The 12,963-nt window shown below is 74.4% G+C and carries 9 protein-coding genes; all 9 read right to left on the bottom strand.

The features are described 5' to 3' along the window. Positions 1 to 6: 6 nt before the first annotated feature. Positions 7 to 1,425, bottom strand: a complete 1,419-nt coding sequence (locus GD970_RS16555; protein WP_152204013.1) for a M16 family metallopeptidase — start codon at positions 1,423 to 1,425, stop codon at positions 7 to 9. Between the two features lie 2 nt (positions 1,426 to 1,427). Continuing rightward, positions 1,428 to 3,824: a polyribonucleotide nucleotidyltransferase gene (locus tag GD970_RS16550; protein WP_152204012.1), complete on the bottom strand. Its 2,397-nt coding sequence runs from the start codon at positions 3,822 to 3,824 to the stop codon at positions 1,428 to 1,430. A 238-nt stretch (positions 3,825 to 4,062) separates the two neighbouring features. Next, entirely contained in the window at positions 4,063 to 4,332 is a 270-nt protein-coding gene (rpsO, locus tag GD970_RS16545) for a 30S ribosomal protein S15 (RefSeq protein WP_152204011.1), read from the bottom strand. A 240-nt stretch (positions 4,333 to 4,572) separates the two neighbouring features. Beyond that, the gene (locus GD970_RS16540) at positions 4,573 to 7,095 is read right to left on the bottom strand and encodes an ATP-dependent Clp protease ATP-binding subunit (RefSeq protein ID WP_152204010.1); all 2,523 of its coding nucleotides are present in this window, start codon (positions 7,093 to 7,095) and stop codon (positions 4,573 to 4,575) included. A gap of 112 nt (positions 7,096 to 7,207) precedes the next feature. Then, complete coding sequence (locus tag GD970_RS16535; RefSeq protein WP_152204009.1) at positions 7,208 to 8,242, bottom strand: bifunctional riboflavin kinase/FAD synthetase; 1,035 nt, start codon at positions 8,240 to 8,242, stop codon at positions 7,208 to 7,210. 126 nt (positions 8,243 to 8,368) lie between these two features. Then, a complete protein-coding gene (locus tag GD970_RS16530) occupies positions 8,369 to 8,626 on the bottom strand; it encodes a hypothetical protein (RefSeq protein ID WP_152204008.1) in 258 nt (85 codons plus the stop codon). A gap of 136 nt (positions 8,627 to 8,762) precedes the next feature. Beyond that, positions 8,763 to 9,794: a tRNA pseudouridine(55) synthase TruB gene (gene truB / locus GD970_RS16525; protein ID WP_170297302.1), complete on the bottom strand. Its 1,032-nt coding sequence runs from the start codon at positions 9,792 to 9,794 to the stop codon at positions 8,763 to 8,765. Next, on the bottom strand, positions 9,791 to 10,252 hold the full coding sequence (rbfA, locus tag GD970_RS16520) for a 30S ribosome-binding factor RbfA (protein WP_152204007.1): 462 nt from the start codon (positions 10,250 to 10,252) through the stop codon (positions 9,791 to 9,793). The genes truB and rbfA overlap by 4 nt, the downstream gene beginning before the upstream one ends. Before the next feature lie 142 nt (positions 10,253 to 10,394). After that, positions 10,395 to 12,963 (bottom strand): translation initiation factor IF-2 (gene infB, locus GD970_RS16515; RefSeq protein ID WP_152204006.1); only part of this gene is annotated, 2,569 nt, incomplete at its 5' end.

Here is a 12,963-nt window from a genome sequence, read left to right as displayed (position 1 = left end):
GCCCGGTCAGGCCGAGGCGCGCGTCCCGAGGAGCCGTTCGGCGACGTCGTCGTCGAACGGGCCGACCACCACGAGCGAGCGCGGCTGGGCGGCGAGGTCCGCGGCGAGCTCGCGCACCTGCTCGGCGGTGACCTGGGAGATCTGCTCGATCAGCTCGTCCAGGCCCGTCAGCTCGCCGTGGACGATCTCGGCGCGGCCGAGGCGGGACATGCGCGAGCCGTTGTCCTCCAGGCCGAGCACGAGGTTGCCGCGCAGCTGGCCGACGCTGCGGCGCAGCTCGTCCTCCCCCACGCCGTCGCGCACGAGCCGGTCCCACTCGGCGGTGAGCAGCTCGACCACCTGGGTGACGTTCCCCGGCGCGCAGCCGGCGTACAGGCCGAACGTGCCCGCCTCGGCGTAGGAGGAGGCGAAGGCGTAGGTGGAGTAGGCCAAGCCCCGCTTCTCGCGGATCTCCTGGAACAGCCGCGAGCTCATCCCGCCGCCGAGCACGGTGGTGAGCACGGACAGGACGTAGCGGCGCTCGTCGCCGGCGGCGATGCCCGGGCCGCCGAGCAGCACGTTGGCCTGCTCGGTGGGGCGGCGCACCGTGACGCCGCGACCCTCCCCGGGCAGCGGCACGGACTCCGGTCCGGGCACCACGACGGCGCCCGAGCCCGGCACCACGCCGCGCAGCTCCGCGGCACCGGTGCGCCGGGCGGCTGGGACGGCCTGCGGGTCGAGGGTCCACCCGCCGGCCCGCACGGCGTCGAGCACCTGCGCGCACAGGGCGTCGTGGTCGACGCTGCCGGCGGCGGTGACGACGAGCTCGTGCGGGACGTAGGTGCGCCGGTAGTGCTCGACGACGGCGTCGCGCGGCACGGCCCGGATGGTCTCCGGGGTGCCGCCGATGGGCCGCCCGAGCGGGTGGTCGCCGAGCACCACGGAGGTGAAGCGCTCGTGGGCGACGTCGACGGGGTCGTCGTCGTTCATCGCGAGCTCTTCGAGGATGACCCCGCGCTCGGTCTCGAGCTCGCCGGCGTCGATGACCGAGGAGGTGACCATGTCGGCGATGACGTCCACCGCCATGGGCAGGTCGGCGTCGAGCACCCGCGCGTAGTAGCAGGTGTGCTCCTTGCCGGTGGCGGCGTTGGCCTCCCCGCCGACGGCGTCGAAGGCCTCGGCGATGTCCAGCGCCGACCGGCTCGCGGTGCCCTTGAACAGCAGGTGCTCGAGGAAGTGGGTGGAGCCGAAGTGCCCGTCGGTCTCGTCACGCGAGCCGACGGCCACCCAGGCGCCCACCGCCGTCGAGCGCTGGCCCGGCATGGCCTCGGTGAGGACCCGGATCCCGCCGGGCAGGACGGAGCGCCGGATGACGCTGCCGTCCTGCTCGGTGTGGATCTCGGTGCCCGGCGCTCCCGCCGGGCCCAGGTGAAGCGGCTGAGGCATCCTCAGGCGTCGGCACCCTGGGCCGCGGGCGCCTCGCCGGCGTCCTCGCCCTCGTGCTTGCGGGTGCGGGTGCGCTCCCGACGGCGGCCGCCGTCGCGGCGACCCCCCTCGCGGCGCCCGCCCTCGCGGTGCTGGCCGTCGCGACCGGCGTCCTGGTGCTGCTCGCCGTCGCCGGACTCGGACGCCTCGGCGCCCTCCTCCTCGCCCTCGACCACGGCGTGGAGCGAGAGCTTGCCGCGCGGGTCGATCTCGGCCAGCTCGACCTGGACCTTGTCGCCGACGTTGAGGACGTCCTCGACGTTCTCCACGCGCTTGCCGCCCACCAGGCGACGGATCTGCGAGATGTGCAGCAGGCCGTCCTTGCCCGGGGTGAGGGAGACGAAGGCGCCGAAGGACGTGGTCTTGACGACCGTGCCCACGAAGCGCTCGCCGACCTCGGGCATCTGCGGGTTGGCGATGGCGTTGACCGCCTGGCGGGCCGCCTCGGCGGAGGGGCCGTCGGTGGCGCCGATGTAGACGGTGCCGTCGTCCTCGATGGAGATGTCCGCGCCGGTGTCCTCCTGGATCTGGTTGATCATCTTGCCCTTGGGGCCGATGACCTCGCCGATCTTGTCCACCGGGACCTTGACGGTGATGACGCGCGGGGCGGTCGGGGCCATCTCGTCCGGGGTGTCGATGGCCTCGTGCATGACGTCGAGGATGTACAGGCGGGCGTCGCGGGCCTGGGTCAGCGCGCCGGCCAGCACCGAGGCGGGGATGCCGTCGAGCTTGGTGTCGAGCTGGATGGCGGTGACGAACTCGCGGGTGCCGGCGACCTTGAAGTCCATGTCGCCGAAGGCGTCCTCGGCGCCGAGGATGTCGGTGAGGGCCGCGTAGCGGGTCTCACCGTCCACCGTGTCGGACATCAGGCCCATGGCGATGCCCGCGACGGGCGCGCGCAGCGGCACGCCGGCGTTGAGCAGCGACAGGGTCGAGGCGCACACGGAGCCCATCGAGGTCGAGCCGTTGGAGCCCAGGGCCTCGGAGACCTGCCGGATCGCGTAGGGGAACTCCTCGCGGGTGGGCAGGACGGGCACGAGCGCCCGCTCGGCGAGCGCGCCGTGGCCGATCTCGCGGCGCTTGGGCGAGCCCACGCGGCCGGTCTCGCCGGTCGAGTAGGGCGGGAAGTTGTAGTTGTGCATGTAGCGCTTGCGGGTCACCGGGGAGAGGGTGTCCAGCTGCTGCTCCATGCGCAGCATGTTCAGCGTGGTGACGCCGAGGATCTGCGTCTCGCCGCGCTCGAACAGCGCCGAGCCGTGGACCCGGGGCAGCACCTCGACCTCGGCGGAGAGGGTGCGGATGTCCTTCAGACCGCGCCCGTCCATGCGCACGCCGTCCTTGAGGACGCGCTGGCGCACCGCGTGCTTGGTGACGGCGCGGAAGGCGGCGGAGAGCTCCTTCTCGCGGCCCTCGAAACGCTCGGCGAGCGCCTCGAGCATGGCGGCGCGGATCTCCTCCTGCCGGTTCTCGCGCTCCTGCTTGCCGGCGATCTGGATGGCCTGCTCGAGGTCGGCGGAGACCTGCTCCGCGACGGCGGCGTAGGCGTCGTCCTCGTAGTCGAGGAAGCGGGGGAACTCGGCGGTCGGCTTGGCCGACTCGTTGGCCAGCTGCTGCTGGGCCTCGACCAGGGCGGCGATGAACGGCTTGGCGGCCTCGAGGCCGTCGGCCACGACCTCCTCGGTCGGGGCCTGGGCGCCGTGCTCCTTGATGAGGGTCCAGGCGTTGTCGGTGGCCTCGGCCTCGACCATCATCACCGCGACGTCGGTGGTGCCGTCGTTCTTGGTGACCACGCGGCCGGCGACGACCATCGAGAAGACGGCCTTCTCGACCTCGCTGTAGCGCGGGAAGGCGACCCACTGGCCGTCGATGAGCGCGATGCGCACGCCGCCGATGGGGCCGGAGAACGGCAGGCCCGAGATCTGCGTGGACATCGAGGCGGCGTTGATGGCGAGGACGTCGTAGGCGTCGTCGGGGTGGATCGCCAGGACCGTCTCGACGATCTGGACCTCGTTGCGCAGGCCCTTGACGAAGGACGGGCGCAGCGGGCGGTCGATGAGGCGGCAGGCGAGGATGGCCTCGGTCGAGGGGCGGCCCTCGCGACGGAAGAACGAGCCGGGGATCTTGCCCGCGGCGTACTGGCGCTCCTCGACGTCGACCGTCAGCGGGAAGAAGTCGAACTGGTCCTTGGGGTGCTTGCCGACCGTGGTGGCCGACAGCACCATCGTCTCCTCGTCGAGGTAGGCGACGGCGGAGCCGGCGGCCTGGCGGGCCAGGCGCCCGGTCTCGAACCGGACGGTGCGGGTGCCGAACTTGCCGTTGTCGATGGTGGCTTCGGCGAACTTGATCTCGGGACCCTCCATGGGTGCCCTCCTTCGGGTTCGTCCGCCCCGGCGGCCCGGCGGTCATCGATCGAGGCCCACGGACGGGTTGCGGGTCGTCCCGCGTTCCGGAGGCCACTACCGAGGACCGGTCGTGCGTGGCCGGTGCGGAGGTGGTGTAGGTGTTCAGTTGTGGGCCCGCTGCGGGCCCGGCGCGCCTGCCGTGCCGGACAGGCATGCAGGACCGGCCCGGACCCGAGGGTCCGAGCCGGTCGGTCGGTCAGCGGCGCAGGCCGAGCCGCGCGATGAGGCTGCGGTAGCGCTCGATGTCCTCCTGGGCGAGGTAGCCCAGCAGGCGCTTGCGCTGGCCGATGAGGAGCATGAGACCGCGGCGCGAGTGGTGGTCGTGCTTGTGGGTCTTGAAGTGCTCGGTGAGGTCCTTGATCCGCTGGCTCAGCAGGGCGATCTGGACCTCCGGCGAACCGGTGTCACCCTCGTGGGTGGCGTACTCAGCGATGATGGACTGCTTCACGTCAGCAGCGAGGGCCATGTGGTTCTCCTGTAGGTCGTTGCACGGAGCTCCGGGGCATGTTCTCCCGGGCATGACGCATCCGTGGCCGGCTTGACGGCAGGGGCCAGCGTATCAGGCGCGCCGGAACGCCTGCGACCCGGCCTTCGTCACAGGACGCCCGCCCCGAGAGGGGCTCGGTCGCCCGGGCGCTGCTGCCGCCTGCCCAGGCGCCACCGGCCGGGGGCGGTTGCCTGCTCACCACCGGCCGGTTGCGGCCGGTCAGGCGCCGCCGGCCGGGTCGACCGGCACCTCCTCGGCCGCCGCCCCGGCCGGGACGACGCCCTCCTCCCCCCGGGCCCCGACGCGCTCGACGACGAGCCCGTTCGCGTCGGCGTCCACCCGCACGGTGTCCCCCGGGGCCAGGGCGCCGGAGAGCAGCAGCCCGGCGAGGCGGTTGTCGAGCTCGCGCTGGACGGTGCGCCGCAGCGGCCGGGCCCCGAACTCGGGCTGGAAACCCTCCTCGGCGAGGTGGCCGACGGCCGCGTCGGTGATGTCCAGCGCGACGTCCTGGGCGCGCAGCTGGCGGCGGGTGCCCTCGAGGATGAGGCCGACGATCTGGTGGAGCTGGGCCTTGTCGAGGCGGTGGAACACCACGGTCTCGTCGATGCGGTTGAGGAACTCGGGCCGGAAGTGCGCGCGCAGCCGCTCCATGAGCCGAGGGGTCAGCGCCGCGAGGTCGGTGTCGCTCGCGCCGAGGATGAGGTCGGAGCCGATGTTGGAGGTGAGGATGACGATGGTGTTCTTGAAGTCGACCGTGCGGCCCTGGGCGTCGGTGACCCGTCCGTCGTCGAGGAGCTGCAGCAGGACGTTGAACACGTCCGGGTGGGCCTTCTCCACCTCGTCGAACAGGATCACCGAGTACGGCTGGCGCCGGACGCGGTCCGTCAGCTGCCCGGCCTCCTCGTACCCGACGTAGCCCGGGGGCGCCCCGACGAGCCGGGAGACGGTGTGCTTCTCCTGGAACTCGCTCATGTCGAAGCGGATCATGCGGTCCTCGTCGCCGAAGACCGCCTCGGCCAGGGCCTTGGCGAGCTCGGTCTTGCCCACGCCGGTCGGGCCGAGGAAGAGGAAGGACCCGATCGGGCGGTCCGGGTCCGACAGGCCGGCGCGGGCGCGGCGCACCGCCTCGGCGACGGCGGTGACGGCCTCGTCCTGCCCGATCACCCGGGCGTGCAGGGCGTCCTCGAGGCCCATGAGCCGCTGCCGCTCCTCGGTGGTCAGTTCCGCGACGGGGATCCCGGTCTTGCGGGAGACGACCTCGGCGACGTCGTCGACGGTCACCTCGGGGGTCGCCGCGGTGACGACGTCGCCCAGCTGCTCCTCGAGGCGGTCGATCTGCTCCTTGAGCTGGTTGGCCTTCTCGTAGTCCTCGGCGGAGACCGCGGACTCCTTCTCCCGGCGCAGCCGGGCCAGCTCCTCCTCCGTGGAACGGGTGTCGGCGTCGGGGGTCTTGGCGCGCAGCCGGACCCGGGCCCCGGCCTGGTCGACGAGGTCGATGGCCTTGTCGGGCATGAACCGGTCGGTGATGTACCGGTCCGACAGCTCGGCCGCGGCGACCAGCGCCTCGTCGGAGTAGTGGACCTGGTGGTGGGCCTCGTAGGCGTCGACCAGGCCGCGGAGGATCTCGATGGTGTCCTCCACGCTGGGCTCGGAGACCATCACCGGCTGGAAGCGCCGCTCGAGGGCGGCGTCCTTCTCGATGTAGCGGCGGTACTCGTCGACGGTGGTGGCGCCCACGCAGTGCAGGTCGCCCCGCGCGAGCGCGGGCTTGAGCAGGTTGCCGGCGTCCATGGAGCCCTCCGCCCCGCCGGCGCCGACGATGGTGTGCAGCTCGTCGATGAAGAGGATCAGCTCGTCCCGGTGGGCGCGGACCTCGTCGAGGACCTGCGTCAGGCGTTCCTCGAACTCCCCGCGGTACTTGCTGCCCGCCACGAGGGAGCCGACGTCCAGGGCGATCACCCGCCGGCCGGCGAGGGTGGAGGGCACGTCGCCGTTGACGATCCGCTGGGCCAGGCCCTCGACGATCGCCGTCTTGCCCACGCCCGGGTCGCCGATGAGCACGGGGTTGTTCTTGCGGCGCCGGGAGAGGATCTCGATGGTCTGCTCGATCTCGTCGGCGCGGCCGACCACCGGGTCGACGTTGCCCGCCCGGGCCTCGGCGGTCAGGTCCCGCCCGTACTGGTCGAGGGTGGGGGTGGCGCTGGGCTCCTGCCCGCCGGGGCGCGGGCCGGGGTGCGGCCCGGGGTGCGCGGCGTCGCCCACGCGCGCGCCCGCCAGCGCCTGCGCGGCCGGCGTCTCGGGATTGGCGGCGATGCCCAGCAGGAGGTGCTCGGGACCGACGTAGCTGACGCCGGCCTCGTGGGCCTGCTGCTGCGCCGCGCGCAGCGCGGCCTTGGCGGCGGGGCTGAGGGTCAGCGGACCGGTGGCGGCCCCGCCGTTCCGCGTGGCCACCTGGCGCATCTGGGCGGCGACCTCGTCGGGGTCGAGCTTGAGCTCGCTGATGATCCCCCGGGTCGGGTCGTCGAGGGTGGCGGCGTAGAGCAGGTGCTCGGGGGTGACCTGGGCGGTGCCCCACTCGCGGGCGGCGTCGTGGGCGGCGCCGACGAGCGTCTTGGCGTCGTCGGTGAGCAGCCGTCCGAGGTCCACGCGCTGGACCGGGGGCCGGGCCAGGGTGCCGGGGCCGAAGAAGCGGTTGAAGATCTCGTCGAACGGGTCGCGCGAATGCAGCCAGCCCTCGGTCATGATCGCCTCGCATCGATGAGGGCACCGGGGCACCGCGGCCGGGCGTCTCGGCGTCGGGTGGATTCGGTCCTTCGACCTTGACACCCGGCGGTGCCCCCTCGCAAGGGGGTGGTCAGGCTCCGGCCGCCTCGGCGCCGGCCGGCCCGCCCGGGGTGGCCGCGCGGGCCGCGTCGGGCCGCTGCGGGGCGGGCACGCCGAGGAGGCCGGCGGTGCGGGCGACGTCGTCGGCCATCTGGTCGAGCAGGGCGGGGATCCCGTCGAAGGCGACCATGGGGCGCAGCCGCGCGACGAGCTCGACGACGACCTCCTCGCCGTACAGGTCCAGGTCGGTGCGGCCGAGCACGTAGGCCTCCACGGTGCGCTCGACGCCGTGGAAGGTCGGGTTGGTGCCCACCGAGATCGCGGCGGGCAGCCGCTTGGAGGTGCCGTCGTCGGGCGCGTGGGCGGGGCGGATGAGCCAGCCCGCGTAGACGCCGTCGGCGGGCACCACGCCGAGGTCGTCGGCGAGGAGGTTGGCGGTGGGATAGCCCAGCTGGCGGCCGCGCTGGGCGCCGTGGACGACGACGCCGCGCACCCGGTGGGTGCGGCCGAGGACGTTGGCCGCGCCGGCGACGTCGCCGGCCGCGAGCAGCTCGCGCACCCAGGTGGACGACCAGCGCCGGCCGGTGTCCGGGCACTCGATGTCCTTGACGATCCGCACGCCGAAGCCCAGCTCGTGGCCGAGGCGGACCATCGTGTGCTGGTCGCCGGCGTTCTGCCAGCCGAAGCGGACGTCCTCCCCGACCACGACCAGCCCGGCGTGGAGGGTGTCGACGAGGTAGCGGCGGGCGAACTGCTCGGGGGTGTGGCGCGCCAGGTCGAGGGTGTACTCGAGCACCAGCACGGCGTCCACGCCCGTGGCGGCGAGCCGCTCGAGCCGGTCGGTCAGGGAGGCGATGAGCTCGAAGTGCTCGTCGGGGCGGTGGACGGTGGCGGGGTGGGGGTCGAACGTGATGGCCACCGACGTCCAGCCGGCGTCCTCGGCCTCGCTCACGGCCGCGCCGAGCACCACCTGGTGACCGCGGTGCACGCCGTCGAAGATCCCGAGGGTGGCCACGGTCGGGCCGAGGTCCGCGGGAACCTCCTCGGTTCCCCTCCACACCTGCACGCGTTGTCCTCCTGGCTGTCCGGGGCCGGCCGGCCCGCCGGGGACGGTGGCGTCCCCGGGGCCGTTGGCCGGGACGACACTACCTCCCCCGGCGCCCGGGCCGGGCCACGGGTTCGCCGCCCGGGGTCAGTGGCGCCCGCAGGCGCAGCCGCCGCCGGGCCGGGGCCCCTGCTGGGCCAGCGTGGCGGGGTCGGTGCCCTCGCCGGGGCGGGCGGAGGTCAGCCCGAGGTTGCGGCGCCCGGCGATGTCCAGCGGGGCGCCGTGCCCGTGCCCGCCGTGCCCGTGCCCGTGGCCCTGGCCGCCGTGGCCGTGGCCCTCGCCGCACCCGCACCCGCAGCCGCCGGCGCGCTCGGCGGACTCCGCCGGCCTGGTCGTCTCGCTCATGACAGCTCCTCTCGTCATCGGCCGCAGCCTGCTCCCACTGTAATCGGGCCGCCTCGGGCCGCCCTGGGACCAGGAGCGCCCCTGGGGAGGAGGAGCCGCCCCGGGACCAGGAGGCCGCCCTAGGGAGGAGCCGACGCTAGGCGGGGTCGAGGACGAGGACCGGCCGGGCCGCCCCGTCCCGGTCGGCCAGCAGCGCCACCACGTGCCCGTCGGGGGCCAAAGCCGCCGTGACCGCGGGGTGCCCGCCACCCGCCTGCTGCGCGGCCGGCTCCGCTCCCGCCGGCCCGGTAGGGGGCAGGAACTTGCCCACGCGCACGGCCCGGGTCTGGGCCTCGTCGAGGCGCCGTACGGGGAACGCGGTCGTGGCCGCCTCGGTCAGCGTGAGGGTGCGCAGGCCCGCCGGCTCGGCGGCGTCGGCCTGCGCGGCGACCTCGGCGGCGAGGTCCGGCACCGACCGGGCCTGGGCGAGGGTGAAGGGCCCGACGCTGGTGCGGCGCAGGGCGGTCAGGTGCCCGCCGGTCCCCAGGGCCGCGCCGAGGTCACGGGCCAGGGCCCGCACGTAGGTGCCCGAGGAGCAGCCCACGACGACGTCCACGTCGACGACCGTGGCGCCGGGCACCTCCACGACCCGTGGCGGCGCGGTCACCTCGAGGCGGTGGATGGTCACCGTGCGCGCGGCGAGGGCCACCTCCTCCCCCTGCCGGACACGGGCGTAGGCGCGGCGGCCGTCGACCTTGATGGCGGAGACGGCGCTGGGCACCTGGGAGATGGGGCCGCGCAGCGCCGCCAGCGCCCGCTCGAGGGCAGCGGTGTCGACGCCGTCGGCCGTCAGCAGCGGGCCCGCGCCGGGCGCCGCGGCGACCTCACCCTCGGCGTCGTCGGTGATCGTGGTCTGGCCCAGCCGCACGGTAGCGGCGTACTCCTTGTCGGCGCCCACGAGGTAGGTGAGCAGCCGGGTGGCGCGGCCCACGCCGAGCACGAGCACTCCGGTGGCCATGGGGTCGAGCGTGCCGGCGTGGCCGACCTTCTTGGTGGCCGCCAGCCGCCGGGTGCGGGCGACGACGTCATGGCTGGTCCAGCCTTGCGGCTTGTCCACCACCAGCAGGCCGTCGGGGGTGGTCGCCCGCCCCCGCGGGATGTCCAGGCCGGTGGTGCCGGGCGCCGTCACGGGCGGGCGTCGTCGTCGGCCACGTCCTGGTCGTCCTCCTCCGCCGGGCGGCGGTAGGGGTCGGGGTCGCCGGCGTAGGCGGCGCGGGCGGCGAGCTGGGCGAGCTCGGCGTCCCGCTCGGCCGCGGCGCGCAGCGCCTCCTCGAGGCTGGCGGCCGTCTCGGGCACGGCGTCGGGCACGAACTCGATCGTGGGGGTCAGCCGCACGCCGGTCTGCTTGCCGACCTCGGAGCGGATGATCCCCTTGGCGGAGGCCAGCGCGGCGGCGGAGGAGGTCCGCGCCTCCTCGTCGCCGAGGACGGTGTAGAAGATCGTGGCGTTCTGCAGGTCGCCGGTCACCCGCACGTCGGTGACGGTGACGAAGCCCAGCCGCGGGTCCTTGATCCGGGTGTCGAGCATGCGCGCGACGATCTGCTGGATGCGCTCGGCTAGCTTGCGGGCGCGGGGCGCGTCGGCCATGGGTGTCTCCTTGGGACGAGGGCGACCGCCGACGGGCGGAGCCGGGGCGGATGGGGGGCGGCACCGAACCGGCGCCGCAGGGCCGGGAGCCGGGCCCCGCGCCGCATCAGCGGCACGGGACCCGGCTCGGGCGGTGTGGCGATCAGGCGCGCGGCTTCTCGCGCATCTCGAAGGTCTCGATGACGTCGCCTTCCTTGATGTCCTTGTAGCCGATGCCGATACCGCACTCGAAGCCCTCGCGGACCTCGGTGACGTCGTCCTTCTCCCGGCGCAGGGACCCGATGGTGAGCTTGTCCGCCACCACGACGCCGTCGCGCGTGAGCCGCGCGCTGGCGTTGCGGCGGATGAGACCCGACCGCACGATCGAGCCGGCGATGTTGCCGAACTTGGAGGACCGGAACACCTGGCGGATCTCCGCGGTGCCCAGCTGGACCTCCTCGTACTCCGGCTTGAGCATGCCCTTGAGGGCGTTTTCCACGTCGTCGATCGCGTCGTAGATGACCGAGTAGAACTTCAGGTCGACGCCCTCGCGGTCGGCCAGCTCGGCGACCCGCTCGGCGGGGCGCACGTTGAAGCCGATGATGACGGCGTTGTCCACCGTCGCCAGGTTGACGTCGTTCTGCGTGATGGCACCCACCCCGCGGTGGATGATCCGCAGCGCGACCTCGTCGCCCACATCGATCTTGAGCAGGGCGTCCTCGAGCGCCTCGACGGCACCGGAGACGTCGCCCTTGATGATGAGGTTGAGGGTCTCGACCTTGCCCTCCTCGAGCGCCTTGGTGAAGTCCTCGAGGCTGACGCGCTTGCGGCGCTTGGCCAGCGTCGCGGCGCGCTCGGCGGCGGCCCGCTTGTCGGCGATCTGCCGGGCGGTGCGGTCGTCGGGCGCGACGAGGAAGTTGTCACCGGCGCGCGGGACGGACTGCAGACCGAGCACCTGCACCGGGAACGACGGGCCGGCGACCGTGACGTTCTCGCCGTGGTCGTCGAACATGGCCCGCACGCGGCCGTGGGCGGTGCCGGCGACGATGGCGTCCCCGACGTGCAGCGTGCCGGACTGGACCAGCACGGTCGCCACGGCGCCGCGGCCCTTGTCGAGGTTGGCCTCGATGGCCACGCCGCGGGCGTCCTTGTCGGGGTTCGCCCGCAGGTCCAGCGCCGCGTCCGCGGTGAGCAGGACGGCCTCGAGGAGGTCGTCGATGCCCGTGCGGTTGCGGGCGGAGACGTCGACGAACATCGTGTCGCCGCCGTACTCCTCGGCCACGAGGTTGTACTCGGTGAGCTGCTGGCGGATCTTCGCCGGGTTGGCCTCCGGCTTGTCCACCTTGTTCACGGCCACGACGATCGGCACCCCGGCCGCCTGGGCGTGGTTGAGCGCCTCCACGGTCTGGGGCATCACGCCGTCGTCCGCGGCGACCACGAGGATCGCGATGTCGGTCACCTGGGCACCACGGGCACGCATGGCGGTGAACGCCTCGTGACCGGGGGTGTCGATGAAGGTGATCGGGCGCTCGCTGCCCTCGAGCTCGGTGGTGACCTGGTAGGCACCGATGTGCTGGGTGATGCCGCCGGCCTCGCCCGCGACGACGTCCGTGGACCGGATGGCGTCGAGGAGCTTGGTCTTGCCGTGGTCGACGTGACCCATGACGGTGACCACCGGCGGGCGGGCCTGGAGGACCTCGTCGGTCTCCCCGGCCTCCTCCGCCTGCAGGTCGATGTCGAAGCTCTCGAGGAGCTCGCGCTCCTCCTCCTCGGGGGAGACGACCTCGACGACGTAGCCCAGCTCGGCGCCCAGGGTCTTGAAGGTGTCCTCGTCCAGGGACTGGGTGGCCGTGGCCATCTCGCCCAGGTGGAAGAGCACCGTCACCAGGCTCGCGGGGTTGGCGTCGATGCGGTCGGCGAAGTCCGCCAGCGAGGCGCCGGCGCGGATGCGCACGACCGTGGTGCCGTCGCCGCGCGGGACCTGCACGCCGCCGAGCGACGGCGCGGACTGCTGCTCGAACTCCTGGCGCTTCGCCCGCTTCGACTTCCGCCCGCGGACGGGACGGCCGCCGGCGCGCCCGAAGGCACCCTGCGTGCCGCCGCGGCCACCGCGGCCGCCGCCACCGGGACGGCCGCCGAAGCCGCCGCCACCGCCGGGACGACCGGCGAAGCCGCCGCCCGCGCCGGGACGACCCGTGCCGGCACCGCCACCGGCACCGGGACGGCCACGACCGCCGGTGCGGGCCGGGGCGCCGGGACGGCCCACGGAGCTGTGGTTCGGCATCATGCCGGGGTTCGGGCGCGGACCGCCGGGACGCGGCGCCGCGGGACGCGGACCGCCCGTGCCGCCGGGACGCGGGCCGGCCGCGCCGGTGCCACCGGGGCGCGGGCCGCCGGAGCCGCCCGGACGGGGCATGCCCTGGGAGGTCGCGAACGGGTTGTTGCCCGGGCGGGGACCGCCGGGGCGCGGGCCGCCGGGCCGGGGGGCGCCGGAGCCACCGGAGCCGCCCGGACGGGGCATGCCCTGGGAGGTCGCGAACGGGTTGTTGCCCGGGCGGGGAGCGCCGGGGCGGGGCGCACGCTCGCCGGGACGGGGCGCGCCGCCGGGACGAGCCTGCGGGCGGGTCTCCGCCGCGGGCTTGGCCTCGGGACGGGCCGCGCCGGGCTTGGGCGCGTCCGGGCGGGCCGGGCGTGCGGGGGCAGCGGGGGTCTCCGCCGCCGGGGCGGGGGCC

The sequence above is a fragment of the Georgenia thermotolerans genome (assembly GCF_009193185.1).
GTDB classification, from domain to species: domain Bacteria; phylum Actinomycetota; class Actinomycetes; order Actinomycetales; family Actinomycetaceae; genus Georgenia; species Georgenia thermotolerans.
This window is presented reverse-complemented; position numbering and strand designations above follow the sequence as displayed.

Coding starts and splice junctions, on each gene's coding strand:
- GD970_RS16555 (WP_152204013.1), bottom strand. CDS start 1,425: ATGCCTCAGCCGCTTCACCTGGGCCCGGCGGGAGCGCCGGGCACCGAG.
- GD970_RS16550 (WP_152204012.1), bottom strand. CDS start 3,824: ATGGAGGGTCCCGAGATCAAGTTCGCCGAAGCCACCATCGACAACGGC.
- rpsO (WP_152204011.1), bottom strand. CDS start 4,332: ATGGCCCTCGCTGCTGACGTGAAGCAGTCCATCATCGCTGAGTACGCC.
- GD970_RS16540 (WP_152204010.1), bottom strand. CDS start 7,095: ATGACCGAGGGCTGGCTGCATTCGCGCGACCCGTTCGACGAGATCTTC.
- GD970_RS16530 (WP_152204008.1), bottom strand. CDS start 8,626: ATGAGCGAGACGACCAGGCCGGCGGAGTCCGCCGAGCGCGCCGGCGGC.
- rbfA (WP_152204007.1), bottom strand. CDS start 10,252: ATGGCCGACGCGCCCCGCGCCCGCAAGCTAGCCGAGCGCATCCAGCAG.